Genomic DNA, 26,565 nt, shown 5'->3' with positions numbered 1-26,565 from the left:
GGATTTCATGAAGTACCAGACAATTCTTTTTGAATGCAATAGTGGCGTCGCACGGCTGACACTTAACCGACCGGAGCGGCTGAATGCCTTTACCGCACAGATGCACGAAGAAGTAGCCGACGCGCTGACCTGCGTCGAGACAGATCCGGAGGCGAGGGTTCTCTTGCTGACTGCCGCAGGCAAAGGATTCTGCGCAGGTCAGGATCTCGCCGAACGCGACGTCCAGAGTGGGCCACTCGATCTTGGGCAAACAACCCGAACTTACTACAACCCGCTCGTTCGTCGCCTAGCCGCATTACCCATGCCGGTTGTCTGCGCGGTGAACGGTGTAGCGGCGGGCGCTGGGGTTAGCCTCGCGCTTGCGTGCGATATTGTTATTGCTCGCTCGAGTGCTCGGTTCGTACAGGCCTTTTCCAGCATCGGCCTCATTCCAGATGCTGGCGGTACCTGGACCTTTCCGCATCTGGTCGGACAAGCCCGGGCACTGGGGTTCGCACTGACGGGTGGCACACTGTCCGCCGAAACCGCAGCTGAATGGGGTCTGATATGGAAAGCAATCGGCGATGATGACTTCGATGCAGAACGTGATGCATTGGTCGATCAGCTTTCGCGCGGTCCGACTAAAGGTCTGACAAACGCCAAACGCGCCATCCGATATGCAGCACGTGCGACCCTCGACGAGCAACTAGATATGGAATCGGAACTGCAGCGCAAATGCGGACTGACCGACGACTACAAAGAGGGGGTATCCGCGTTCAAGGAGCGGCGTACGCCCCGTTTTATCGGCCGATGAATATGCCTCCCGTTAGACCGGGCCGTAACTGACCAACCGTCGCGACGCTTGTCGAAAGCCCCTATGCTAGAAAATCGTGTCACGCGAATCCTGGGCATTCGCTACCCTGTCATACAGGGCGGTATGCAATGGATAGGAAAAGCAGAACTTGCATCCGCGGTCTCCAACGCCGGCGGCCTTGGCGTACTGACCGCGCTAACTCAACCCACGCCTGCTCATCTCGCACAAGAAATCGAACGGTGTCGCTCGATGACTGACCGCCCCTTCGGCGTAAACCTCACGATCCTGCCCACCGCGTCCGCTCCCCCCTACGAAGAGTATGTCGACGCGATCATCAAGGGGGGCGTCAAGATTGTCGAGACGGCGGGAAACAGTCCCAAGGCGTTTATCGAACGGTTCAAGCGTCACAATGTCGTGATAGTCCACAAATGCACTTCTGTGCGGCACGCCATTTCTGCCGAGCGCGCTGGCGTCGACATCGTCTCTATCGATGGCTTCGAGTGCGCAGGACACCCCGGTGAGGACGATGTTCCAGGCTTGATTCTCATCCCGCTTGCGTCCCGGGCACTTACGATTCCGGTCATAGCGTCGGGCGGCATCGGAGACGGCCGCGGTATGGCAGCAGCCCTCGCCCTCGGCGCCGAGGGCATCAACATGGGGACGCGATTCGTTTGCACCCGGGAGGCGCCCGTACATGACGATGTAAAGCGTGCACTAGTCGCATCAACCGAAAAGGATACCAACCTGATTTTCCGGACACTTGGTAATACGGCCCGGGTCTTCAGGAACGACGTATCGAACGCGGTAATTGCCCTGGAGCAGCAACCCGGAGGATGCAAATTCCAGGATATTCGACACCTCGTAATCGGTACGCGGGGCCGGGATGCGTGGCTGTCCGGCGACCCCGAAGGCGGCGTGCTGACAGCGGGCATGGTGATGGGTCTTATCGACGATGTTCCGACCTGCGCCGAGTTGATAGAGAGAATCGTTCGGGAGTGCGGGACTCGTTTGCACGAAGCACTTTCGTCGCTGGACGGATGCGGAGGTCGCGATGACTGATTCTTCGCGCGATCGTCCCGGCGAGGCGATTGAGTCGATCCCGCGTCGACATTTGCCTCGCCTGACCGACGAAAACACATTCTTCTGGCAGGCCGGAAGAACCGGAAAACTGCACTTCATCCGCTGCAAGGGTTGCCGATTCCATGTGCACCCTCCCCTTCCCATCTGCCCCCGCTGCAAATCGCGTGAAGTCGCACCTTGCGCGGTGTCCGGAAGGGCGACGGTCGCATCCTACACAATCAACCATCAGGTGTGGGAGCGTGGTCTCGAGGCGCCGTACGTGATCGCCATCGTGGAGATCGCAGAACAAAAAGGCCTGCGACTAACCACGAATATCGTGAACTGCGCACCTGGCGACGTAAGAATCGGCATGCAGGTACGCGTGCTCTTCGATCAGCGGGAAGATGTCTGGCTCCCGCTGTTCGAACCGGACGTCTGACCGCAAAGGTGCCCCTGTCCGCTAACGGACTGGGCTTCGCAAGCCCGCTCGCTCCCAATGCGTTGCGGCGAACTTACTGACTTGACAACGCTACAAACCGACAGTTACTTCGTCTCGAGTGCTCGCGGCCGGCCTTTCACGGAAAACAGGCCACCGCTCATGATCAGCGCGGCATCCTCAGCCAGCAACACCATAGCGTCGGCGATCGCCGAAGGCGGTGTCCAGGACGAAGTATCGGCCGCAGGCATGTCGACCCGGTTAGCAGGCGTATCGATGATCTCGGGCATTACGCAAAATACGCCGATGTCCTCTGTCCGCAGTTCTTCGGCCATGCTTTCCGTCAGGCGCATCACCGCGCCCTTGGCCGCCGCATAGGCGCTCATGTTGGCGTGGCCGCGCTGATGGGACGCAGCGCCAACGTTGATGATCGTGCCTTTTCCCGCGGCCATCATCACCGGTACTACTGCGCGAACCGCGCTGATCAATGTCACCGCGTTCAGGTCCAGCATGCGGCGCCAGACATCCAGTTTCATCTGGTGGACCGGCTCACCATAATAGAACCCCCCCGCAATATTGCAGAGGATTTCGACCGAGCCAAACTTGTCGACGGCAGTGGCGATAGCCCGCTCGACCGAGCCGGCATCCGTTAGATCAGCGGATATCAGCAGACGATCGCTGGATCCCGTCGGGTAAGCCGCATGAAGTGCCGCCTCGTCGATGTCGATCATCACCCGCCGGCTTCCCGTTCGCGCGAAGGCTTTCTCTACCGCACGGCCAAGTTGGCCCGCGCCCCCCGTAATTACCACAACTCTGTCTTTGGACGCGCTCATCTGATTTCTCGCAAAAATGCGCTGCATTGAGCAACGCTACCTAAAAATCGGTTCCACCGTCGATATTGACCGTCGCGCCTGTTACATACGAAGCTCTGGCTGACAGCAGGTATGCAATAAGATCGGCAAACTCTTCGTGGCGCCCCGCCCGCTCCAACGCAACCGACATCCCCGACTCACGGCGGACCTGCTCATAACGCGCCTTGCATTCAGCTACGTCATATTTAGCCGCAAGTGCCCGGTTGGTTTGCGCATCCCTGTCGATCACGCCGGGCGCGATGCAATTGGCGCGTAAACCCTTTGATCCATAGGTTCGAGCGATGTTTTTCGCGACGCTGGCTATCGCACTCTTCATCGCCGTATAGGCCACGAGACTTGACTTCTGTGCCCGGATCGAAAAGGCAGACGTGAGCACGATGGCGCTATCCGGCGCTTCCAGCAGCGCTGGAAGCGCTGCGCGGCAACTGCGAACAGCCACCATCAAGCTTTGCTGGAAATACAGCTCCCAGTCGTTGTCGTCTAGCTCGTGCAACGGCGCGCGCGCCCCCATTGGACCGGCAACAACGGCAAGGCAATGCAGGGCGCTAAAATGCGAGACCACTCGCGCCACTACATCGTCCATGACTCCGGCGATGCTGGCATCACCGGTAATGGATAAGACCTGCGCCCCATCCGTCATCAACTCCCTTTCAATCGCATCGAGTTCTCGTTGGCGGCGTGCAACAAGTGTAAGCTTTGCCCCCTCCCGGCTAAGAACCCGGGCAGTGGCAGCGCCGATTCCGCTGCTACCCCCAACGATCAGAACGACCCGATCACGCAGATTCAGGTTCATCTCAGATTTTAAGAACAGTGCCACCGTCCACGCACCATGTCTGTCCAGTGACCCAGCCCGCGTCGTCGGAAAGCAGGAACAGACATGTATTCACAACGTCTTGCGTGGTGCCGATCCGCCGCAAAGGCAGCGTAGATAGCAGCGCCTGTAGACGCTCCGGCGGTACGCTTGTGCGGGTCGCGGTTGTGTCCGTTGGGCCCGGCGCGACGCCGTTGACGCGAATATTCAGCGGGCCCAGTTCGCGCGCCAGTCCGATGGTGATGGCATTGAGCCCCGTCTTTGCGATCTTGTAGTAGTTACCCGCTTCGTACGCAGCGGTTGAAGACTGGTTAACGATCGCCCCGCCGCCGCGTCCCACCATCAACTTGTAGAGCGCCCGCGTAACGATCAGGGCGCCGTTCATGTTGACCTCCATGAACCGTTGATAGTATCCGTAGTCGACCTCAAGCAGGCTTTCGCGCCGCATTCCGGCAAAGATCGCCGCATTGTTAATCAGGAGATCAACTCCGCCGAAAGTATCGGCAACGCTTGACGCCAGATTCGCTGCCGACGCCGGCGACGAAACGTCGGTCTTTACAAATACCGCGCGCCCACCCAGATCGACGATTTCCTGCGCGACACGCCGACCGTTCTCCTCGTTAATTTCAGCCACCACAACCGAAGCGCCCTCGCTCGCCAGCGCGTGTGCATATGCTTCACCGATACCTTGTCCGGCGCCTGTCACAATCGCAATCTTTTCCTGAAACCGCATTTTCGACTCTCCCGCCATTCTTGTTCACGTTTAGACCCGCTGTACGGATGACCCATCGCGCGCGATCTCGGTTTAACCTGACGAACGCAGTTCAAGCAGGTCGATATTTGCCTCTCGCGGCAAGGCCAGTAAATCCATGACCGCCTTCGCAGTGATCTGCGGCGAAATAGGCTCTCCCGAGGACACGTGGTAGCCTTCGGCCTTCACGATCTCGCGATAGCGCGCGCGGCGCTCTTCGGGCCAGTCCCGATTGAACCCACTTTCGCTCATCCGGCCCGAACGTAGGACAGTGACGCGGATACTCTGCCCCCGTAATTCGGTGCGCAGCCCCGCCGACAGCGTCTCCATTGCGCTTTTGGTGGCAGCGTAGACCGTCAGGAATGGATAAGGCCTGGTCACCGACTCCGACGTGACGTTGACGATACCCCCGCCTCCCCGCGCCTTCATCAACGGAATGACTGCACGAATGCAATAGATGGGGCCAAGCAGGTTTGCGCCTACTTCTTCCTGCAGTAGACGGTCGTCTGCCTCCTCGATCGTCTGCAAATGACCCACAGCCGCGTTGTTGATGAGAAAGTCAACGGCACCCAAGCGCTGGCGTATCGCATCAAAAGTTTGACGAACCGCTACCGCATCGGAGATGTCGGTCGGAAAGGCTACTGCATTTGCGCCTAGTTCAGCAGCAGTCGCCTCGAGCGCAGCGGCATTGCGTCCTAGCATCGCAACCGTCCCGCCGTCGTTTATGAAGGCCTCCGCAATCCGCTTGCCCAGACCGCGGGCTGAACCGGTCACCACGGCGACCTTGCCATGAAAACGCTTTGACTGATCCGTACTCATCTGTCACCCTCGCTCAGCCACCTGGCTGTCTCTCTCATTCCGCTTCGCTCATTCTGGCGCATGGGTTTCTCCTCTGAGCATGCCGGTGCGTAATCTAGCCAGTTCAGATCGGATCCCACGGGGTGATGGTCATCGATGGCACGTTCTCATAGAAGCTGGGCGCGAGTGCCGGGATCGCGTGTTCGGCGATTGTCTCGGGCGTCCATCCGTCGCTCCTGTGCAACGTGCGAAGAATGCGCGGCTGGCTGAAGAGATAGATTTCATTCGCGCGCACACCGAATATTTGCCCCGAAACGTCAACAGCCAGATCGCTCCCGAGGTACACAGCTAGCGGCGCAATCTTCGCGCTTTCCATCTTCTTGAGCTTCTCGATCCGGGCAATGTTTTCAGGCGTATCGGCGGGGATATTCGCCGTCATCGAAGTCCACGCCCACGGCGAGATGCAATTTGAGCGCACCTTGAATTTGGCCATGTCCAACGCGATCGACTTCGACAGGCCAACAATGCCCATTTTTGCCGCAGCGTAGTTGGCTTGCCCCAGGTTGCCGATCAATCCGCTCGTTGATGTCATATGGACATAGCTTCCCGACCCCTGGCTCTTGAAGTAAGGCGCAGCGGCACGTGCCACGTAGAATGAGCCGTTCAGATGCACGTTCAGTACGGCCTGCCATTCCTCTTCACTCATATTGAAGAAAAACCGATCGCGCGTGATCCCTGCGTTATTGACCACGCAGTCAATCCGGCCGAAGTGGTCGAGCGCCGCCTGAACGACGCGCTGTGCAGAGTCGTTGCTAGCCACGCTTTCCACTGCCGGAGCGGCTTCTCCAGCGGCAGCCCGAATTTCCGCGACGACCTGTTCGGCTGCGAAGCCTTCTCCGTCCACCGCTCGACCGGTGTCGTTGACGATAACTTTCGCACCGTTAGCGGCGAATGCTTTTGCGAGATCGCGGCCGATGCCGCTTCCTGCGCCGGTAATCACGACCACCTTCCCTTCCACCATTTTGCCCACCGCTCGTCTCCTGTTGTTCCTGCGTATCAATCGATTTCGACCACACCGTTGTCCAGCACGATCACATCGCGCGCCATCACGCGTGCGCGTAGTCTCAGTGTTCGTTCGTCTGCGCGCCAGAGTTCGAACAGGATCTCCTCACCCGGATAGACTGGCGCCGTAAAACGCACGGAAATCGAGCGTAGTCTTGTGGCGTCATATGACAGGGCTGTACACAGCACGGCGTGGCATGCCATACCGTACGTGCAGAGTCCATGCAGGATTGGTTGGCTGAAACCCGCCGCAGCGGCGACGTCCGGATCCGCATGCAACGGATTCAGGTCGCCGGTCAACCTGTATATCAAGGCTGACTGAGGCAGGCTTTGAATGTCCATCTCGAGATCCGGAGGTCCCTCGGGCATCGCTGGCAACGGTTCGGGAAGCGGATCGGAGACTCCGCTTGATGCGCTAAAGCCGCCGTCCCCGCGGAGGAAGCTCACGTTGCGGCTCTGCGCCACCAGAACACCTGTCTCCCAATCGACCAGATCTCTGAGCACAACGCCGATTGCACCCCGACCCTCACCCTTGTCACTCAGCGAGTGCACACGGTTCTTAGCGATGAGGCACCCCTGTGCCGGCAAAGGCCGGATAATTCGCAGGGATTGCTCGCCGTGCACCAGCTTCAAGGCATTCGCGCCGATACGCGGATCGCGCCACCAGGCACCTGGGGCACCCATCACGGTGGCCATCGTCGGCACTGCGTGCAACTCTTTCTCATACACGTAGCGCAACTGCCCGGCGTTTGTCGGCTCGGAGCCCATCCCAACGCTCAGCGCATAAAGCATTGAATCGCGAGCGGTGTAGGGATAGCGAACATCTTCAAAGCTCCATGACTTCACAACGTGATAATTGATCATGGGGGGGTTCCTTTCCTTGCCGGGTAATGATGCGGCGCTGTTTCGTCTGCCAACTGGCCGCCCTGCCAGCGGGGAAAGCGCTTTTCTGCGAACGCCCGCGGCCCTTCGATGGCATCCTCGGACGCATACATAGCGAGCACCGCCGGATACTGACCTTGCAGACTAAGCGCCTCGCTCAGCCCACGTTCGTCGAGTCCTCGCAGGATTGTTTGCTTCGCCGCGCGCACGGCCAATGGACCGCCCTGAAGAATCTCCTCTGCCCAGCGGCGCGCGATGTCTACGGAGCCCCCTGCCGGGGCAACCTCGTTGACGAAACCGAGCCGACTCGCCTCCGCTGCGTCGACGCGGCGACCTGTTAGAGCGATTCCCATGGCAGCCTTGAGCCCGATCTCTCGCGGCAAACGATGCAGTCCTCCCGCCAGCGCGGCTAGCCCAACCCGGACCTCCGGTAAAGCGAACTGCGCACGCTCATCTGCAACAATCAGATCGCAGGCAAGGGCGAGTTCAAATCCGCCGCCAACGGCCAAACCGTTGACCGCCGCGAGAACCGGTTTGTCAAGATCAAATCGCGCGGTCAGTCCGGCAAACCCCGATCCGGGCATGCGCTGACGTCCCTCCGCAACGCGGAACTTGAGGTCATTACCCGCACAGAACGCCCGTTCACCCGCACCGGTGACAATTGCGACCCATTGACTGCTGTCGTGCTGAAATGCATCGAAGGCCGTAGCAAGTTCATGATGTGCTGGCGGATGCAGCGCATTGAGCACTTCGGGACGGTTTATCGTGATCAGCGTAAGCCGGGCTTCCTGCGCAACGGAGATAAACTCGTAGTGCATGACAGCTAGATTCAGACTTTCTCGAGAATATGAACGGCGCAGGCGCTGCCGAGCCCCACCACATGAGTGAGCCCCAACCGAGCGCCCTGTACCTGCCGCTGCCCAGCTTCGCCGCGCAACTGCGTCACCACTTCATAGATGTTTGCGATGCCGGTCGCACCAAGCGGATGTCCCTTGGAGAGGAGTCCGCCGGACACATTAACCGGAATGCGCCCTCCGAGCGCCGTCTCGCCCTTATCGATCAGACTTCCGCCTTCACCCTCCGGACACAGACCGAGGTTTTCGTAGTGAGGAATCTCCGCCGTAGCAAAACAATCATGCAGCTCCACGAGATGCAGTTCGTCTGGACCGATACCGGCCATTTCGTACGCCGTTCTTGCAGCAAGACGCGTCACCGTATTGACGTCCTGCATCACCAGATTGCGCTCGGACCACGCGTCGCTCGCGAGGGCAGACGCCCTCACTCTCGCGGCCCTCCGCTCGAGGCCTAGCTCGCGCGCCTTCTTCGCGGACATCAGTACCGCAGCCGCAGCGCCGTCGACATTGACCGAGCACATCAGCTTCGTATTGGGGTATGCGATCATCTCCGCACCCATTACTTCCTCTAGCGGAGTTTCCTTTTGGTACATCGCTTTGGGATTGAATGTCGAATGATGGTGATTTTTCACTGACACCTTCGCAAACTGCTCAAGCGTAGTCCCATATTTGCGAGCGTGTTCCATGCCCATCATCGCAAAGACAGCCGGCATCGTTTCGGAACCGATAAGCCCCTCGACCGGCAGAGGCTCGTTGCCCACTTTCTTCTTGACGATCATGCCGGGTTGCATTTTCTCGACGCCGATACAAAGGACGATGTCGTAGAGCCCCGCCTTGATGGCCGTCCACCCTTCACGGAGCGCCGTCGCCCCGGTTGCGCACGCGTTGGTGCAATTGACGACCGGGATCCCGGTTTGTCCAATCAACTGCAGCGTGCGCTGCCCCGTCATTGTTTCGCCAATGTTTCCGCTATAAAGCGCCTGCACGTCTCCAATGGCAACGCCACAATCGTCAAGTGCACCCAACGCCGCTTCCGCAGCCAACTGAACGACGGTACGGTCGGGGTAGCGCCCGAACCGGATCATGTCGATACCTACCACATATACGTCGGACATATCAGGCCTCTCAAGCCGGGACAAAAAAATGGGCGACGAAGCCAAGCGCGTCTGCATTGGCCGTCTCAGCACCACGGAATACCATCTTTACCGGCATTCCAAATGTAAGTGCATCTGCCTCGGCCTCAACACCCAGTAGATTCCCTTTTAAGGAAGTCCCGTCATCAAGGTCGACCACAGCGGAGATGAAAGGTACCGAGATACCCGGATAACTTCGGTAAACAATGGTGTAGTTGTACAAACGTCCGGTTTCGCTTAATGAGTAGCTCTCCATAAACCCCCGCGCTCCGCAGCGTGCACAGTTCTCACGGCCACCAACAAACCGTGCACCGCAAGCCCGACATTTACATCCTTCCAGATAAGCTGTACCGTCGTCGCGCAACCTCGTGTAGGAGGTGGCAGGCTTCAGGACATCAGAGCTGCTATGTTCCATATGGTTTTCTCTCTTTCAATGGGTCTATACGAGCTTGGCCCTGCCATTCCTGATTACCGTGACGTCCCGGGAGCGCACGCCGACTTCAAACCAGACATCATCCGCTTCGCGCCACAGATCCACCGTAAGCAAATCGCCAGGAAACACAGGTGCAGAAAAACGAACCGAGAATTCGCGAATGCGCGCAGGGTCGTAATCACAGAATGCCTGCATGACAGCCCGGCATGCCATTCCGTAGGTACATAGACCATGGAGAATTGGCACTTCAAAGCCTGCGGCCCGTGCCACTTCGGGATCTGCATGAAGCGGATTTCGATCTCCACAAAGACGGTAAAGTAATGCCTGGTCCCGTCGCGTCTGCAGCTCAATTGTCAGGTCAGGTCGCCGCGCGGGTCCGCCGTTCCCTGTTCGACTGTCTGTTGGACCGCCGAAGCCCCCATCCGCCCGTGCAAAGGCGGTTCGGGTCAGCGTTGCGAGCGGTTCTTTCGTTTGGGGATCGCGCAGGACAGTTTCACGCTGGATGACCGCACCCTTGCCCTTCCCTTTGTCGTAGACGGCAACTACCCGGCTATCCGCCACCACGCGGCCTTGCACCGGAATCGGTTTATGGACGATCAAACCCTCCTCGCCGTGCAGCGTCTTACCTCGATCGACTCCGATCTGCTCGGGCGAAATCCCTGCGCCCCAGGCTGCGACGGCGGCAAATGTAGGTACTGCTAATAGTCCGACTTCGTAGACGAACGGCAACTCCCGGCGATCAAGCGGATCGCCTCCCATGCCGATCGCTAGTCCGTATAGCATCGTCTCCCGCTCCGTCCAGGAAAACTGCCTGCCCTCTTCTTTGAGATCGAGCACGGCGGGGTACTGAATAGGCATGGATGGATCCCCTTCCTAGCGGTTTTTCTGCGCGGGTCCGTAAGCATTGACGAAGTTGAGATCCCGTTCCGGCAGCATGACCTTGCCCGAGGCGACGGCAGCGGCCAACGCGTGTGCGTCAAATTGTTCCGGCGGGACGATCCCCGGACCGATCTCCATACGGATCTCGCCGACGTAGCCGCCACCGGCCAGAAGCGTCTTGCCAGTCTGGTCGCCGGACAAATCGCTAACCATATAGAGCAGCACAGGAGCGACACGCTCGGGCGTGAACACCTTCTTGTAGTCTTCCGAAACCATGCCATCGATAAGCTGGCTGGCCGCAGCGGGCGCGATTGTCCAGACTCGAACGCCGTACTTCAGACCTTCCTGGGCGAGCGAATTCGAGAATCCCCAGATACCCGCTTTCGCCGAGCCGTAGTTGGTCTGTCCGAACTTGCCCCGCAGGCCCGAGGTCGACGTGGTGTTGACAATCACTCCGCCGCGTCCCGACTCCTTCATATGGCCAAAAACGGGTCGTGTCACACAGTATGTGCCCTTCAGATGCACGCGGATCACTGCATCCCAGTCGGCCTCGTTCATCTTCACGAGTGACTTGTCTCGCAGGATGCCCGCATTGTTCACGAGAATGTCGAGTCGACCAAAGGCCGAAAGCGCATCCTGAAGAATCTTTTCTCCTCCCTCGACGCTTCCGACGTCCGCTACGTTCGCAACAGCCGCGCCCCCCTCTTCACGAATACCAGCCGCGACTTCCTCTGCGGGCCCTTGAGCATAGTCGTTCACCACAAGGGACGCTCCCTCACGCGCCAGCAATTGCGCGTATGCGCGTCCAAGCCCGGCGCCCGCACCGGTCACTACCGCTACCTTACCGTCCAGCAAACCCATTTCGTCACTCCGTCCTTTGGCAAACCGGGATCAGCGCCGTGCGCGCCAACGTTCACAAGGCGCACGAACGTCTCAGTCAGATAACGACGCACGTCTTCTTCACCGCCGTTCAACCTGCCTGAATCTCAATCAGCTTCGTCTGTGTAAATTCATTCAGACCGTCCTCGCCGAGTTCCCGGCCGTAGCCCGAGCGTTTGACACCGCCAAAAGGGCCATCCGAAAGCTGAGTGCCAGCGCCGCCGTTGAGCGTCACACCGCCTGTGCGAATCGCACAAGCCATCTCGAAGGCACGCCCCACATCTGCGCTGATAATTCCGCCTCGAAGTCCAAATCGAGAATCGTTAGCGATGCGAATCGCTTCATCATCACTGTCAAAACCAATGACCACTCCGACCGGCCCGAAAATTTCGTCTTGGGCAATCACCGATTGACTCTCGACGTTGTCAAAAAAAGTCGGCTCGTAATAGAAGCCCCTGGTGAGATCCGGTGGGCGCCGGCCGCCTGCCATCAGCTTCGCTCCAGTATCAACACCCAGCGCGACATAACGCTCAACCCTCTCGCGCGCGGCGGCCCGTATCAGAGGTCCCATCTGGGTGTCAGAGGCGCGCGGATCTCCAACCTTTACCGCTCGGGCCATCGTCGCCAGCTGCTCAACAAATTCCTTCCGAAGCGAGTTGTGAACAAGCACTCGCGTGTTCATGGCGCATCCCTGCCCCGCATGGCTGGTGAAACCACGTAATGCCTGACCGAGCGCCATTTTCACGTTCGCGTCCGCACGCACGATCAGGGCAGATTTGCCGCCAAGTTCCATGACGAGCCGCTTCAGCGTCGGTGCGCTCTGTGCAACAATCTCAGCTCCCACCTGGTCAGAGCCAGTAAAGGTCACCATGTCGACCCTGACGTCCGTTGTCAGCCTCTCCCCAGCTTCCTTGCCGCCCGTGATGACATTCAGCACACCTTTCGGTAGCCCTGCCTCCGCCGCCGCACCGGCCAGCAAGAGCGCTTCGAACGGAGTGTAGGGCGAAGGCTTCAGTACAACGGTATTACCGGTAATCAATGCTGCAGCAACCTTAACCACGTTAAGGAAATACGGATAGTTGTATGGCGTTATGGCAGCAACTACGCCCACCGGTTCACGCACTACGAAGGCAGTGCCTAGCACGGTGCCCGCTCCTGCGCCGCGGGTCAGTTCCGGCGCAATCGCGCGGACATCCTGGCGCGATACAAGTTCCAGAAAGCGTCGAAAGTGCTTCATCGGTATATCAAACTGGCGTGCTCTTGCGTTCGACTGTACGGCCCCCGCTTCAAGCACAATCAGCTCGCAAATCTCCGCGACTCGCGACTCGAGTACGTCATACATTTTTTGCAGATATCGGACACGCTCACCAACGCTCATGGCAGCCCAAGGGCCCGCGTCGAAAGCGGCGCGTGCAGCGGAAATGGCCGCCTCGGCATCAGCCACGCTGCCGCACGGCGCCAACGCAATCACCTCTTCTGTCGCCGGATTGAGCACGGGATCTTCGCCCCCACCATGCGGCGGGACGAACTCTCCGTTTATATACAGTGCGCCAGGTTGCTGTAATGGCAAAATCAAAGCGGTTCCCCTTTTCTCTATGCGGTATTGCCAGCAGTCTGCTCCGCTGGGTCGAGGATCCAGCTACGACTATCACGCAACCGCTCCTACAGGACACCCGTGCAGCGGACCAGCGGCCCGGGCGGTCAGACGTGCGACAAGATCTTCTTGATGTCGGCCGACGTCACCGGCTTATCCGACGCTGCCGAGGGATTCAAACCGCCGCGCGAGAGCGGTCGCGTGTCGACCGTTGCAGCCAGGTTGCGCAATGCTCCTACCGTGCAGTTCTCCCGACCCATGATCGAAAACGGGTCGTAGCTAAACTCTCGCATCGCGTTCAGGTGGGTGATCTTATTGATGTCTGTGGATGGAAGTGCGCGAATGCTCTGCCAGAGATGCTCAGGAGAATTGGGCCAGGTCGCGTCTGAGTGAGGATAGTCAGCTTCCCAGGTGATCATATCGATACCAATGTCTTGCCGATTGCGCAGCCCAAATTCGTCATCGATGAAGCACGTGATGATATGGCGCCGAAAGACGTCGCTTGGCTTTTCCTTGCCAAAATTTGCACGCGTCCACGCGCTATGCTGCTGGTACGTGAAATCGGCGCGTTCGAGCAGATAGGGGATCCAGCCAATGCCGCCCTCCGAAAGGGCCATGCGCAAGCCGGGGTAGCGCCGCCAGAAGCCGGCGAATAGCCAGTCGGCCGCAGCGTTCGCAATCGAAATAGGCATCGACGTAATCCACGCGTCGATCGGCGATTCGTCTGACGGATAAGGCGCATTTCCGCCTGAGCCGATGTGGCAGCAAATCACCACAGCGTTTTCCTCACATACTGCCCACAGTGGCTCCCAGCAATCGTTGTGCAGGCTCGGCAGACCGATCATAGACGGATTGTCCGGGAATGTGATGGCATGACAGCCGAGCCCTACCAGACGCCGTACTTCTTCCACAGCAAGCTTCACATCCCACAGCGGAAGCATGCCGAGCGGGATAAAACGGCCGGGATGCTTGCCGCACCAGTCGTGGAAGTGCCAGTCGTTGTATGCCTGAATAGTGGCCAACGCCAGTTCCTTGTCCTGCATTTTCTGGAAACGCGCCCCTGCAAAACCCGGAAACGACCCAAAGCAGATAGAGCCGAGTACGCCATTGGCGTTCATATCCTCGATGCGGGCGTCGACGTCGTAGCAGCCCTTGCGCACCTGGTCGAACGACACCGGTTCAAACCCGTACTCCTCTTTCGGTCGACCGGCGACAGCATTCAACCCGAGACCTGGAGCCCGCTGCCCCTCCACCACCCAATGGTGCGCGCCGTCCGTCCCTCGCACCACTTTCGGCGCTCGCTCCTTGAACGCCGCACGAATGTGGCGCTCGAACATGTCCTCCGGCTCGATCAGGTGATCGTCGACACTAACCAGAATAAGGTCTTGCAACTCCATGTGCGTCTCCTGTTGTACATCAATTCTCATAAACTGACTTTCGTTCATTTTATTTACCGCGATATTGGATGTCAACATACATCTTTCATAGCGGGTAAACATTGACGTCTGGCCAAGGAAACAACGGTAGACAAAAGCTGACAGTTCGTCCATTATTTGAATCATGTCGTATCGACAAACCGCCAGATAGATGCTCCGACGATCTCACGATCGACTAGCAACGACGATGCCGGTACGCCAGGCAGTTCACAAATCCCCTAGACCAACCGCGTGGCTGGCGCGAAAGCCATCGAACGCGGGAAGCTTGAGACGACGACACATGGATGAGCATGAGATCTGGTCCCGTGGAAAACAGGACACCGTAACGGCGGCGCTCGCCCGTTCAGCAGCAGCGTACCGCGACCGAATATTTTTGGACTTCAGTGGCGAGCTGCATACCTTCGCCGAGATCGATCGTGAGTCCACGCGCCTGGCTCGTGGTCTCATAGCGCTGGGCGTCAAGAAGGGCGACACCGTGGTCAGCATCCTTGACAACAATGTCGAGGCAGTATTGAGCTGGTTCGCCATTAATAAGGCCGGCGCCATCAGCGTGCCCGTGAACACTGCCTACAAGGGGGAGTTCCTGCGACACCAGTTGAATGACTGTGGTGCAAAAATTGTAATTGCCGAGGACGACTACGCCAGACGGGTAATCGACATTGAGGAAGGGCTTGCCGACGCGACAACGTTACTGCAACGCCGCGGATCGTTGGTCCATTCCTCTCGCTTACGGGTCGCCGCACTGGAATCAGTTTTTGACGAATCGAGCGAACCGCTTCCCGACGTGAATGCCCCAGCCGATCTGTCGATGCTTGTCTATACGGCCGGAACAACGGGTCCGTCAAAGGGATGCATGATTAGCCACAACTATGTATGCAACCTGGGCAGACAGGTGGTACAGATGGAAGACCGGCGCAGCGAGGACTGCAACTGGACAGCGCTCCCCCTCTTTCATATGAACGCGACTGGCGGTTCGATTCTGTCCTGCATGTTTGTCGGTGCCCGCGTAGCGATCTTTCCGCGTTTTTCGGTATCGCGATTCTGGCCCGACATTCAACGCAGCGGCGCGACAGTTGTGAGCCTGCTGGGTTCGATGATTACGTTCCTGGCGGAGGCAGAAGACACCGAAGCATCCAAGGCATGCTTTGGCCAGTTGCATACTGTTCGCGGCTCGCCATTTCCGGCCCCACTACAGCGCAAATGGAAAGAACGTTTTGGCGTAACTACCGCCGGGTCGAACAGCTATGGCCTCACCGAAGCTGCGCGCGTCGTCACGGGCATGCGCTCTGACGAATCTGCCCCGCCCGGCTCGTCGGGTCGCGCAAACGAAGACTTTGACGTTCGGATCTTCGATGACGAGGATAACGAGTTGCCTCCCAACACACCGGGTGAAATTGTCATCCGCCCACGAAGACCGCACATCATGTTCGAGGGCTACTGGAACCGCCCCGCAGATACACTGAAGATCATGCGGAACATGTGGCTACACAGTGGCGACGTTGGAAAGTTTGATGAGAACGGGTATTTTTACTTTGTCGACCGAAAGAAAGACTACCTTCGACGTCGTGGAGAAAACATCTCGAGCTTTGAGGTTGAAACCGGCTTGCGTGCCCACCCCAGTATCGCCGACGTAGCAGTGCATGCAGTATTCTCCGAATCCGGCGAGGACGATGTAAAGGCGACGATCGTCCTGAAAGAAGGCGCCTTCATCACGGAAGAGGAGATCTGCCTTTGGGCAATCGAACGCCTGCCGTACTTCACAATTCCGCGCTATTTCGAATTCCGACCGGATCTCCCCAGAAATCCGGTCGGCCGTGTCTTGAAGTATGAACTGCGCGCCGATGGTTGCACCGCGGCAACGTGGGATCGCGAGAAGAACGGCATGCAGGTCCCGAAGCGATAACGCTATCGCTTCGGCCCGCCAAAGGAAACAGAACATCCCGCGATCGAGATTGAAAATGCCCAGTCAGATACAAAGCGAAAGCACTGTGATTGTCGGAGCCGGCCAGGCTGCCTGCGAAGCGGCCGTGTCCCTGAGACAACTGGGATACGGCGGCCGCCTGCTTATGCTTGGGGAGGAAGCATACTTGCCTTACCAAAGGCCTCCTCTTTCAAAATCCTATCTGTCAGGCAAGACGGAGCAACAGGCATTATATCTGAGACCTGCAGCAGCGTACGAGAAGCTTGGCATCGAAATCCACACCAACGTCCGGGCAACGCATATCGACCCGAGAGAGCGGACGGTTGCGCTCTCGGACGGAACGAAGGAACAATACGACAAGCTCATTCTCGCGACCGGTGGACGTGCTCGCCCGCTTCTATTGCCAAGCAGCGCTAGCGAGTCGCCGCGCCTGTCAAATCTCCACTACCTTCGCACAATCGAGGATGTGGATCATATCCGGCAGCAGTTGCGTCCCAACTTCCGGCTTGCAATCATCGGCGGCGGATATGTCGGACTTGAAGTCGCCGCAATAGCCAATCGCCTGCGCGTCCGCGTGACGGTACTTGAAGCGTTACCCCGGGTACTTGCACGGGTTACCGCACCTGAGTTGTCGGAATTCTACGAGAGAGTGCACCGGAACGCTGGCGTAGATATCCGCACGTCGACGCAAGTCGAGCGTCTCGAGCTAGATGCGTCTGGTGACGCCGTGAAAGCAATCGTCTGCGCCGACGGCACCGTGCTGCAAACAGACCTCGTCATCGTCGGAATCGGCCTGATTCCCAACGTCGAGCTCGCCGAAGAGGCCGGCCTTGCGATCGAAAACGGCATCGCGGTCGATGAGTCCGGCCGAACCTCCGACCCAAACATATTCGCCATCGGCGACTGCTCCAGCCGCCCAAGCGCCTTGTACGGCCGGCGCATCAGACTTGAATCAGTGCCAAACGCGCTGGAGCAGGCGCGTTCCCTCGCGGCCCTGCTCTGCGGACATCCTTGTCCTGCTGAATCTCCGCCATGGTTCTGGTCCGACCAGTACGAGCTGAAGCTGCAGATGGTTGGACTTTCCGAAGGGTACGATAAGCTAGTGATCCGAGGTGACCCTTCATCAAACTCCTTCATTGCTTTTTATATGAAGGACAAGCGAATCATTGCAGCCGATGCTGTAAATGCACCTGCGGCGTTCATGTTTGCCAAGCGCATCGTCGGCCGGCAACCGCAGATTGCGGACTACTCGCCCCTTGCTGACGTAACCGTACCGCTTCAAACGCTTTTTACTGCGAGAACCTAGAGTCAATTTCGCCCCAAAACCATGCCCATCATCAAATTTATCGAACACAACGGCACGGAGCATGTCGTTGATGAAGAGGTAGGCCGCTCCCTGATGCAGGCCGCTGTTGACCATTGCGTGCCGGGCATCGTCGCAGATTGCGGCGGAAGCTGCAGTTGCGGGACCTGTCATTGCTTCGTTGATGAAGCATGGATCGGCCTGCTGCCAGTGGCCGAGGATGACGAAAGGTCCATGGTCGAGGGCTTGCTCGATGTTACCCCTGGTAGCCGGCTAAGCTGTCAGGTCAAGATCACTCCGGAGCTCGATGGAATCGTCGTACGCCTACCGAAATCACAGTTCTGACTGCACCCACCGGACAACATCTGGCAAAACTGATGGAGACACATTATGAAAATTATTGCTGACCGCGCCAAGTGCGCCGGACATGCCCGCTGCGCAGCCGTTTCCGAAGAACTGTTTGAGCTTGACGAAAGCGGCTATATCGCATTCGACTCGAAGCCAGTCCCTCCCGGCATGGAAGCCTTGGCCCGGCGCGGCACCCGCGCCTGCCCTGAGCGCGCCCTAATGCTCGACGAAGAAGAAGCGCCCGGCACGGCACAGAATATGTCGTGAAATGCTGAAACGCATATAATTACAACTGACGCGGTTTCAGTAATTCGACCGATAGTTAGACAATGCGCGACATCAGGACACTGCGACATGAAAACATCCGATCTTGGTCAGTCAACGAATCCAGCCGGCAATGGAATGGAAGACACGAAGGCGGCACGGCCGCGTAACCTTTACGGGCAGTCGATAGGACGCAAAGGTGCAGAGACCCGGGAGCGGTTACTTAAAGCCACCGTTGAGCTTCTTGAAAAACGATCCCTCCGGGACGTAAGCGTGGCGGACATCACGGCACTTGCAGGGACATCATCATCGGGTTTTTACATCTATTTTTCTGACGTAGATGCCGCGGCGTTGGCAGTAGCCGAAACGATCTATCAAATCACCCCGGAAATTGAGGCGCTACTCAGCAAGGCGTGGACGACGGAAGACGCGAAGGGCAACGCACAGGCATTGGTCAACTCATACGTCAATTTCACCCGGCAACATCATGCCATCCTACGCGTTCGAAATCTCGCGGCCGACGAAGGTGACCGACGTTTTGAGGAAGCCCGTCACAATGCAGTCGCTCGTATTCACGAACTGTTGGCCGCGCGCATTACGGCGGCCAACAACGGACTGGACCCGTCGTCGGGAGCCTCAGCTGTTCTTGCCTTGATGGAGAGAATCAGCGCAATCTCAAGGCTGCCTCTCAGGCGCCATCATTCCCGGCCGAAATTGATCGCCTCAGCTGCCTTTATGGTGGCGAGCGCGTTGGCTCCGGCCAACGAATCCACTACTTAGGTCCAATGGACATTCTCGAACGCCGGGCGGCGATTAGCGGTGTAGGGTTGATGCTGGCAGGACGACAAACCGGCCGCAGCGCGCTTGAACTGACGCTTGACGCCATTGACGAGGCCTTACACGACGCAGGCCTCGACTATGGTGATATTGACGGCCTCAGTTCGTGGCCCGGCATCTCGTCGACACCGGGGATGGCGCCGGTGACGCTGCGCGAAATCAAGGAATCGCTGGATCTCAAACTGAACTGGTTTGCAGCCTCCCCTGAGGCGCCAGGCCAGCTCAGCGCGGTCATGAATGCCGCCATGGCCGTCGCCACTGGACAGGCTCGCCACGTTATCTGCTTCCGGACACTTAGCCAGTATTCCGAACAGGTTAAGGCGCGAGGCCACAAAAAACATGAGGCAACGCAAGCCGCGCGGGTTGACGGTCTGATGTCGTGGATCCGGCCTTTCAATGGACTATCCGCAGCGCACCCGCTCGCTCTTGTCGCAATGCGCCACATGCATGAATACGGCACGACGCGCGAGCAACTTGGAGCGATCGCCATCAATGGGCGCCGCAATGCGATGCTCAATCCGCAGGCGCTGTACCGCGATCCAATGAGTCTGGACGATTATCTGGGTGCCAGAATGATCTCCGAGCCACTCTGCCTCTACGACTGCGATGCGCCAATTGATGGTGCAACGGTCGTGATTGTCTCAGCACTCGAAGCGGCCCGGGCACTGCGAAAACCGCCGTTACGGATTGAGGCGATGAGCGGCGCCCTATACGGGCGCAACTCGTGGGACCAGTTCGAGGATCTGACCAGCATGGCAGCTAATGACGCAGGTCGCGAGTTGTGGACACGTACCACGCTGAAGCCGAACGACGTTCAGATCGCAAATCTGTATGACGGATTTAGCATCCTGACACTGATCTGGCTCGAAGCACTCGGATTCTGCAGAAAGGGCGAGAGCGGTGCCTTTGTCGAAGGCGGTGATCGGATCTCCCGTGACGGGAAACTGCCCCTCAACACCGGAGGGGGCCAGCTTTCCGCAGGACGGCTCCACGGCTTCGGGCTGCTATGGGAAACCTGCATCCAGCTCTGGGGAGAAGGCGGGGATAGACAGGTGCAGGGAAATCCTGAAGTTGGGTTGGCCGCAGCCGGAGGCGGCCCACTTGCCGGTTGCTTGCTACTCACCCGGCAATAGTGGCATGGCGTGTTACGCCGCTGGTGAAACGCTCCTCTTCCGCACCTTTTGATATCGGCAAAAAGAAGCTGCACAAGCGATCATCTGCGTCGGCCGCCTGTGCAACAACTGTAGACAGGCCCGAACCTTCTGGAGGGCCGCCCTCCGTGGGCGAGACGCTGCCCCAGTCATCGTCCAGAGCATTTCGCTGACGGGAGACTTTATCGAAGGTCCCCCGCTCAATAAGCTTACCGATGCAGCAAGAGAGCAAGTTCGGAAATGTCATCCAATTCTTCCAGCGCATCGACTTTCTGAACGATTCGCTCAGCATGCTCCCGCGAAAGCAACCCTTGGGTGAGGCCGTCGAACTTTAGTTTCAGCTCCGCCTCTGACGCAGGACACTCTCGCAGTCCGCGCGGCGCTCTTTGGTAGTGGTTATATTTCCTGCTGTCACGAAGAATCACCTCCACCTTCGCCCCAAGAGGATGCGCGCCGTCTTCCATTTCGATGGGGTAGGGGTGTACTTTCTTCGCCTGGTCAAGTAACTCGGCGTCGACCCACAAGCCGGGGTCCAAATAAAGTTGTAGATCGTTACTGCACCTGACAAGGCGCAAAGCGAGGCTAAACGCGAGACTGAACTGAGCGCTGATGCAATCAATCGGTTCTGTGATAGCTGCGCCTTGCGGAATCGCCCAGTCGATCAGACCCACGTTAATCGCTACCACACCGGCCGCAGCAATCTCCGCTGAGTCCATGATTTCAGTGAGCGCGTTGAGAGCCGCATGCGCCGTACCCACAGCGGGATAAAGCTTGAACATGGTATCCAGAATGTGAAAGTGCCCCGTCCAGAAACGCTCGATGTCGGGAAGACTGCCATCGCCAAACAGCCGATAAATGCCGCGCTTTCCTTCGAAAATCGTGGCCGGCCCCGTCATGCCACATTGCGCAAGCAATGCGGCCTGCACGCCGCTGCGAGACGCTGATCCGGCATGCAGCCGCTTAACTTCGCCACCACTCTGGTCATACTCCATTGGTCCAGATGCATCGCTGGCGGCGATACTTAGCGCATGTGCCGCCTGTTCAGCGTCAAGCCCTAGCAGACTGGCAGCCGCGCCCGCCACGCCAAAAACACCTGCAATCTTTGTCCCATGCCATCCCAGCGCGAGGGTGCTGGCGTGGATAGGCCCAATCGAAGCCGCCTGAGCCTAATAGCCCGCGACCACAGATGCAATCAGCTCGCGCCCCGTCGCCAGCTCGCGCTCCGCAAGTGCCAGCGCCGCGGGAATTACGCAGACGCCGGGATGACCGCAATGGAAATGGCTATCGTCAAATTCGCAACTGTGACCGAAGGTGCCGTTCACGTAAGCTGCGTAGGGCGCCGATGTTTTCCAGCCATACAAGCTGACAGTCGACTCCCTGATGCCACCCATCGCTTCTGCCAACAACCGTACGGGCTGCACCTGCGGCAAAGTAGCACCTTTTATCTGAACGCCAAGTTGGTCCAGGATACATCGGTTCGCCTGCGCGATGACCTGAGTTGGCAGATCCTCGTAGTTCAGATCTACGATCCACTTCCCCAGTCTTTTCGCGATCATGCTCATTCTGGCTCATCTTGTGAAGTAAGGGTCAAGGTCACTCAGGCACCTACAGGTCCAGGCGCTCGCCGGCGTGGTGACCAGAAAACGTCCATGAAAAACTGCGGCATTGTCATTTCATTTGACATTAGTCGATCCTCATGAGCCTGTAAATCTGTTGTTTACTCTGATAAGACGTGTCAAATCTCAACCGGCCCAGACTTATTTAGTTGACGATTCGTCATTTATTTGAGAGAATAAAAACACTTCCCGGTGGCAGGATTGTCGCCGCATACAACTACAGATTGAGACACTGGAGGACAAGCAATGCACGCGTCGCCGACATCAGGAGACACGGAATCGCGCCTGCAGGACATACCGGATCATGTTCCGCGTGAACTTGTACAGGCGTTTGATTTCCGTACGGGACTCGGGAAATACCCGCACTCGACCGTAGCCGAACTGCACAACGGCCCTCGGATTTTCTTTTCGCCCACGCATCACAACGCAATTCCGGGCCCGGGAACCTGGGTACCCACACGGGCAGAAGATATTCGTGCAGTACTTCAGGATGCGGCCACCTTCTCGAGTGCCGTTTCGCGCTCGAATTCTTCGCTAAGGCTGATTCCCCTTGAAATGGATCCACCGGAACATCCCAAATTCCGGGCCATCATGAACCCGATATTCTCCCCTGCGCGGATGAAAGCGCTGGAAGAAAAGGTTCGATCAAGAGCGAAAGATCTCGTTGCGGCGTGCCACGCGAAGGGCGCCTGCGACTTCGTGGAAGACTTTGCCAAGCCCTTCCCTGTCGGGATTTTCCTCGACATGATGGGCCTTCCGGCTGACAACATGACGCGTTTTCTTGAGTGGGAAGCGCTGATCATGAGGGACAAATTCACACGAGCCGGCGCCATGCAGCAGGTCGCCGCCTATTTACAGGAACTCGTTGAATCGCGTCGCAAATCTCCCACCGACGACCTGATCAGCTTTGCCGTGACCGCCAAGGTGGACGGGCGCCCCTTGACTGACTCAGAAGTCACCGGCATCTGCGTCCTGCTCTTTATCGCCGGGCTGGACACGGTCACCAGCAGCTTCGCGTTTCATTTTCGGCATCTTGCAGAAAACCCAGCTGACCAAGACAGCCTGCGACATGATTTCACACTGATCCCCACTGCCGTAGAGGAGCTGTTCCGCGCCTACGCGGTTGTCAACACCAATCGTTATGCAACACGCGATGTCGAACTGGCCGGGGTGCTGATCAAGAAGGGGGACAACGTAACGTGTTCGACCATCCTCGCGTCACGGGATCCGCGAGAATTCGAGAATCCCAATAAGATTCAGCTCACTCGTAGCCCGAATCCACACAACGCCTTTTCATATGGACCTCATCGGTGCATCGGCTCGCATCTCGCCCGCCGCGAAATCATTGCGGGCATCGAAGAATGGCTAACACAGGTGCCTCCTTTCCACATCAAGCCCGGTGCGGAGATAGTCACCCACGGCGGCGGCGTGTTCAGCATGGAGTCTCTGCCACTCGTCTGGTGAGGGCGTATTGACGAAAAGTTTCCCCGCGCCCGTAAGAGAACAGAGCGAGCCCATGAACCCGGACGAATTGATCAGTTTTCAACTGTTTGCAGGAAAATCGGGCTTGCCGCTGGCCGCAGATGTTGGCGGCAATCCTGACGGAATCTGCGTCATCCTTTCGCCGGGAGCCGGACAGACGCGCCACTCCTGGCGTCGCCTGGCAAAACATTTGACTGTCCAGGGGTACCGCGTCATCTCACTCGACCTGCGAGGGCATGGCGAAAGCAAATGGGCACCCGATGGTGACTATGCAATCGAAGCGTTTGTTGACGACCTGTCGGCAGTGATGGATACACAGGATGGTCCACTCGTCTTGATCGGTGCATCGATCGGCGGGATCGCTTCATTGCTAGCCGTCGCAAGGCATCCTCCCCTTCAAATTCGCGGACTGGTATTGGTCGATGTGGTACCCAATATGCAGGCCGCAGGTCTTGAACGCATTCGTGGCTTCATGAGCGCCGGAGAAGACGGATTTGCGCATATCGACGATGCAGCCGACGCGGTGGCGCGCTATCTTCCTCACCGTCGGCGGCCTGTATCCAGTGCGAATCTGGCAAAAAACCTCCGGCGCGGCGAAAACGGCCGATGGTATTGGCACTGGGATCCTGCATTCCACGCCGGCTCGAAACAACGCGCCGAAGAAGGAATGCTAGCGAAAATGGAATCGGCTGCGACTTCCATCGCTGTTCCCACTTTGCTTGTTAGCGGCTCGCTAAGCGAAGTCGTCGACACAGCCGGTGCGACGCGACTTCTCCAGTTGATACCTCATGCACAGTGGGTGAATGTTCAGGATGCCGCCCACATGGTTGCCGGCGACCGAAACGACATATTTGACGCCGCGATCGACTCTTTTGTCCGGCGCGTGTCGGCAAACCGTGGAGATACGCAGCCGTGACATCAGTCGACATCGAATATCTGCGAACATGGGTGGGCCGCACCGAAACTCGTGCCGAGTGGCTGGCGCCGACGCCTGCCACGCTGCTTGCCGCAACCCTCGACCACCCGGAAATACCTACGGGGGTGGGCAATCCACTGCCTGCGCTCTTCCAGTGGTTGTATTTCCTCCCGGCCTTCCGACAGTCGCAAATCGACGCAGACGGGCATCCAGTCCGGGGAGGCTTACTCCCCCCTGTGCCGCTTCCACGCCGAATGTGGGCGGCCAGCACGATCGATTTCAAGCGCGCGCTCACAATAGGCGACACGGTCACCCGCCGCACGGAACTGTCAGCGGTCAATCTCAAGCAGGGCCGCAGCGGCCCGCTTGTCTTCGTCACGCTGCGCGCGATCTTCATCGACGGCCAAGGGCGCGAGGCGATAGACGAAAGCCAGGAACTGGTGTACCGGCATCAACCAGCGCCCGGCGATCCCCCTTTACCTTCCAGAGTGGCACCTTGCGACGAAAGCTGGTCGCGCACAGTGGTCCCAGACCCGACACTACTTTTCCGTTATTCGGCTCTGACCTTCAACAGTCATCGAATTCACTACGACGTGGACTACGCGCGCAATACGGAACGATATCCCGCTCTCGTTGTTCATGGACCGCTTTCGATCACGCTTCTCCTTGATCTGCTACAGCGCGAATTGCCCGGCAGGAAGGTCACTCATCTGAGCTTTCGCGCACTGAGCCCACTCTTCGAAGGGACGGCAGTCGATCTATGCGGACGACCTGAACTGGACGGCAAGACGGTCAGGCTCTGGACCCGAGACGCTCATGGTGCGCTATGCACCGAGGCGATCGCCCGAATCGAATAACCTCATCAACATAAACAGGATGGCTTCCCAGTGCACTACGACAATGATCAGTTTCAGGAGATCCGCGACGGTGTTCGGTCGCTATGTGCTGAATTTCCGGACGAGTATTTTCGCAAGATCGACGAACAGCGCGCCTATCCAGACACGTTTGTCAACGCGCTAATTGGTGCGGGCTGGCTTTCCGCCATGATTCCCGAGCAGTATGGCGGGTCAGGACTCGGACTTGCAGCGGCCACGGTAATCATGGAAGAGATCAACCGCTGCGGAGGTAACGCGGGCGCCGTACATGGCCAGATGTACAACATGAGCACCCTGCTGCGCAACGGATCGCCGGAACAGAAAGCTCGCTATCTGCCTCGCATCGCCTCAGGCGAGTTGCGCATCCAATCGATGGCGGTCACCGAACCCACGACCGGCACTGACACCACTCAGCTCAAGACCACGGCTACTCGGCGCGATGGCCGTTACGTCATTAACGGCCAGAAGGTCTGGATCTCACGGGTGCTGCATTCCGACCTCATGATTTTACTCGCGCGTACAACGGCGCTCAGCGAGGTCAAAAAGAAGTCCGACGGGATGTCGATCTTCATCGTCGACCTTCGCGATGCAATCGGCAACGGGCTTACCGTTCGCCCGATCGCCAACATGGTCAACCATGAAACCAACGAACTCTTTTTCGACAACCTGGAGATTCCTGAAGAGAATCTGATCGGGGAAGAAGGCAAAGGTTTTCGTTACATCCTTGACGGTCTGAATGCCGAACGCACACTCATCGCAGCCGAATGCATTGGTGATGGTCGATGGTTCGTGGAGCGGGCCACCCGGTACGCCAAAGAACGGGTTGTTTTCAATCGCCCGATCGGCCAAAACCAAGGCGTGCAGTTTCCTATCGCTCAGGCGTACATAGACGTCGAAAGCGCGGATCTCATGCGCTTCAAAGCAGCCCAGCGTTTCGATGCGGGTCTGCCGTGCGGCGCCGAGGCGAACATGGCCAAATATCTGGCCGCGAAAGCCTCTTGGGAGGCCGCTAACGTCTGCCTCCAAACGCATGGGGGATTCGGCTTCGCCTGCGAATATGACATCGAGCGCAAATTCCGGGAGACACGGCTGTACCAGGTCGCGCCAATCTCGACCAATTTGATATTCAGCTACGTGGCCGAACACATTCTGGGTTTGCCGCGATCCTTCTGAGGAACCT

27 protein-coding genes and 1 pseudogene are annotated in these 26,565 nt (G+C 58.2%); 13 read left to right on the top strand and 15 right to left on the bottom strand.

The window, feature by feature from the left end:
* Positions 1–7: 7 nt before the first annotated feature.
* The 3 genes from paaG to P3T25_RS37730 all read left to right on the top strand — a co-directional run bounded on the left by paaG (position 8) and on the right by P3T25_RS37730 (position 2,291).
* On the top strand, positions 8–793 hold the full coding sequence (gene paaG, locus P3T25_RS37740; protein WP_429362168.1) for a 2-(1,2-epoxy-1,2-dihydrophenyl)acetyl-CoA isomerase PaaG: 786 nt from the start codon (positions 8–10) through the stop codon (positions 791–793).
* A gap of 63 nt (positions 794–856) precedes the next feature.
* Positions 857–1,852, top strand: coding sequence for an NAD(P)H-dependent flavin oxidoreductase (locus P3T25_RS37735; protein ID WP_429362166.1), 996 nt, complete (start codon positions 857–859; stop codon positions 1,850–1,852).
* The gene (locus tag P3T25_RS37730; protein ID WP_429362164.1) at positions 1,845–2,291 is read left to right on the top strand and encodes a Zn-ribbon domain-containing OB-fold protein; all 447 of its coding nucleotides are present in this window, start codon (positions 1,845–1,847) and stop codon (positions 2,289–2,291) included. The genes P3T25_RS37735 and P3T25_RS37730 overlap by 8 nt, the downstream gene beginning before the upstream one ends.
* 104 nt (positions 2,292–2,395) lie before the next feature.
* Here P3T25_RS37730 and P3T25_RS37725 read toward each other — a convergent pair whose 3' ends face one another.
* From P3T25_RS37725 to P3T25_RS37665, 13 genes are all read right to left on the bottom strand, one after another.
* A complete protein-coding gene (locus P3T25_RS37725; RefSeq protein ID WP_429362162.1) occupies positions 2,396–3,121 on the bottom strand; it encodes an SDR family NAD(P)-dependent oxidoreductase in 726 nt (241 codons plus the stop codon).
* 40 nt (positions 3,122–3,161) lie between these two features.
* Positions 3,162–3,953: an SDR family NAD(P)-dependent oxidoreductase gene (locus P3T25_RS37720; RefSeq protein WP_429362160.1), complete on the bottom strand. Its 792-nt coding sequence runs from the start codon at positions 3,951–3,953 to the stop codon at positions 3,162–3,164.
* 1 nt (position 3,954) lies between these two features.
* Positions 3,955–4,704: an SDR family oxidoreductase gene (locus P3T25_RS37715; RefSeq protein ID WP_429362158.1), complete on the bottom strand. Its 750-nt coding sequence runs from the start codon at positions 4,702–4,704 to the stop codon at positions 3,955–3,957.
* 72 nt (positions 4,705–4,776) lie between these two features.
* Positions 4,777–5,541: an SDR family oxidoreductase gene (locus P3T25_RS37710; RefSeq protein ID WP_429362156.1), complete on the bottom strand. Its 765-nt coding sequence runs from the start codon at positions 5,539–5,541 to the stop codon at positions 4,777–4,779.
* A gap of 103 nt (positions 5,542–5,644) precedes the next feature.
* Entirely contained in the window at positions 5,645–6,541 is an 897-nt protein-coding gene (locus P3T25_RS37705; protein ID WP_429362194.1) for an SDR family NAD(P)-dependent oxidoreductase, read from the bottom strand.
* A gap of 35 nt (positions 6,542–6,576) precedes the next feature.
* Positions 6,577–7,446, bottom strand: a complete 870-nt coding sequence (locus P3T25_RS37700; RefSeq protein ID WP_429362154.1) for a MaoC/PaaZ C-terminal domain-containing protein — start codon at positions 7,444–7,446, stop codon at positions 6,577–6,579.
* Positions 7,443–8,282: an enoyl-CoA hydratase-related protein gene (locus P3T25_RS37695; protein WP_429362152.1), complete on the bottom strand. Its 840-nt coding sequence runs from the start codon at positions 8,280–8,282 to the stop codon at positions 7,443–7,445. Before P3T25_RS37695 ends, P3T25_RS37700 begins: the two co-directional genes overlap by 4 nt.
* An 11-nt stretch (positions 8,283–8,293) precedes the next feature.
* On the bottom strand, positions 8,294–9,433 hold the full coding sequence (locus tag P3T25_RS37690; protein ID WP_429362150.1) for a thiolase family protein: 1,140 nt from the start codon (positions 9,431–9,433) through the stop codon (positions 8,294–8,296).
* A 10-nt stretch (positions 9,434–9,443) separates the two neighbouring features.
* Complete coding sequence (locus P3T25_RS37685; RefSeq protein ID WP_429362148.1) at positions 9,444–9,707, bottom strand: Zn-ribbon domain-containing OB-fold protein; 264 nt, start codon at positions 9,705–9,707, stop codon at positions 9,444–9,446.
* Positions 9,708–9,890: 183 nt separating this feature from the next.
* Positions 9,891–10,742, bottom strand: a complete 852-nt coding sequence (locus P3T25_RS37680) for a MaoC/PaaZ C-terminal domain-containing protein (RefSeq protein WP_429362146.1) — start codon at positions 10,740–10,742, stop codon at positions 9,891–9,893.
* A gap of 15 nt (positions 10,743–10,757) precedes the next feature.
* Positions 10,758–11,624 carry an SDR family NAD(P)-dependent oxidoreductase gene (locus P3T25_RS37675; protein WP_429362144.1) on the bottom strand — a complete coding sequence of 289 codons (867 nt, stop codon included), beginning with the start codon at positions 11,622–11,624 and terminating at the stop codon, positions 10,758–10,760.
* Positions 11,625–11,733: 109 nt separating this feature from the next.
* Entirely contained in the window at positions 11,734–13,137 is a 1,404-nt protein-coding gene (locus P3T25_RS37670; protein ID WP_429362142.1) for an aldehyde dehydrogenase family protein, read from the bottom strand.
* A gap of 206 nt (positions 13,138–13,343) precedes the next feature.
* Positions 13,344–14,711, bottom strand: a complete 1,368-nt coding sequence (locus P3T25_RS37665) for an amidohydrolase family protein (RefSeq protein WP_429362140.1) — start codon at positions 14,709–14,711, stop codon at positions 13,344–13,346.
* Between the two features lie 241 nt (positions 14,712–14,952).
* Between P3T25_RS37665 and P3T25_RS37660 the strand changes: the two genes are divergently transcribed.
* From P3T25_RS37660 to P3T25_RS37635, 6 genes are all read left to right on the top strand, one after another.
* Positions 14,953–16,575 carry an AMP-binding protein gene (locus tag P3T25_RS37660; RefSeq protein WP_429362138.1) on the top strand — a complete coding sequence of 541 codons (1,623 nt, stop codon included), beginning with the start codon at positions 14,953–14,955 and terminating at the stop codon, positions 16,573–16,575.
* Between the two features lie 55 nt (positions 16,576–16,630).
* Positions 16,631–17,899, top strand: coding sequence for an NAD(P)/FAD-dependent oxidoreductase (locus P3T25_RS37655; protein ID WP_429362136.1), 1,269 nt, complete (start codon positions 16,631–16,633; stop codon positions 17,897–17,899).
* 21 nt (positions 17,900–17,920) lie between these two features.
* Complete coding sequence (locus tag P3T25_RS37650; RefSeq protein WP_429362134.1) at positions 17,921–18,241, top strand: 2Fe-2S iron-sulfur cluster-binding protein; 321 nt, start codon at positions 17,921–17,923, stop codon at positions 18,239–18,241.
* Positions 18,242–18,286: 45 nt separating this feature from the next.
* The gene (locus P3T25_RS37645) at positions 18,287–18,511 is read left to right on the top strand and encodes a ferredoxin (RefSeq protein WP_429362132.1); all 225 of its coding nucleotides are present in this window, start codon (positions 18,287–18,289) and stop codon (positions 18,509–18,511) included.
* Positions 18,512–18,598: 87 nt separating this feature from the next.
* Positions 18,599–19,288 (top strand): TetR/AcrR family transcriptional regulator, encoded by a 690-nt coding sequence (locus P3T25_RS37640; RefSeq protein ID WP_429362130.1) that lies wholly within the window; start codon positions 18,599–18,601, stop codon positions 19,286–19,288.
* Positions 19,289–19,293: 5 nt separating this feature from the next.
* Positions 19,294–20,478 (top strand): thiolase family protein, encoded by a 1,185-nt coding sequence (locus tag P3T25_RS37635; protein ID WP_429362128.1) that lies wholly within the window; start codon positions 19,294–19,296, stop codon positions 20,476–20,478.
* A 227-nt stretch (positions 20,479–20,705) separates the two neighbouring features.
* Here P3T25_RS37635 and P3T25_RS37630 read toward each other — a convergent pair whose 3' ends face one another.
* Positions 20,706–21,275, bottom strand: coding sequence for a hypothetical protein (locus P3T25_RS37630; protein WP_429362192.1), 570 nt, complete (start codon positions 21,273–21,275; stop codon positions 20,706–20,708).
* 63 nt (positions 21,276–21,338) lie between these two features.
* Positions 21,339–22,052 (bottom strand): annotated as a pseudogene (locus P3T25_RS37625) (MmgE/PrpD family protein); the annotation flags it as partial.
* A gap of 306 nt (positions 22,053–22,358) precedes the next feature.
* Between P3T25_RS37625 and P3T25_RS37620 the strand changes: the two are divergent.
* Genes P3T25_RS37620 through P3T25_RS37605 form a run of 4 tightly spaced genes read left to right on the top strand, consistent with a single transcriptional unit; the run spans position 22,359 to position 26,558 of the window.
* The gene (locus P3T25_RS37620) at positions 22,359–23,576 is read left to right on the top strand and encodes a cytochrome P450 (RefSeq protein ID WP_429362126.1); all 1,218 of its coding nucleotides are present in this window, start codon (positions 22,359–22,361) and stop codon (positions 23,574–23,576) included.
* 52 nt (positions 23,577–23,628) lie between these two features.
* Positions 23,629–24,510, top strand: coding sequence for an alpha/beta fold hydrolase (locus tag P3T25_RS37615; RefSeq protein WP_429362124.1), 882 nt, complete (start codon positions 23,629–23,631; stop codon positions 24,508–24,510).
* Positions 24,507–25,367 carry an FAS1-like dehydratase domain-containing protein gene (locus P3T25_RS37610; RefSeq protein WP_429362122.1) on the top strand — a complete coding sequence of 287 codons (861 nt, stop codon included), beginning with the start codon at positions 24,507–24,509 and terminating at the stop codon, positions 25,365–25,367. Before P3T25_RS37615 ends, P3T25_RS37610 begins: the two co-directional genes overlap by 4 nt.
* A gap of 30 nt (positions 25,368–25,397) precedes the next feature.
* Entirely contained in the window at positions 25,398–26,558 is a 1,161-nt protein-coding gene (locus P3T25_RS37605; protein ID WP_429362120.1) for an acyl-CoA dehydrogenase family protein, read from the top strand.
* The last annotated feature ends 7 nt before the right edge of the window (positions 26,559–26,565 follow it).

The organism is Paraburkholderia sp. GAS32 (assembly GCF_050434225.1).
Classification (GTDB): domain Bacteria; phylum Pseudomonadota; class Gammaproteobacteria; order Burkholderiales; family Burkholderiaceae; genus Paraburkholderia; species Paraburkholderia madseniana.
The sequence above is the reverse complement of the archived record's forward strand: the minus strand, read 5'-3'. Positions and strand labels throughout refer to the sequence as shown.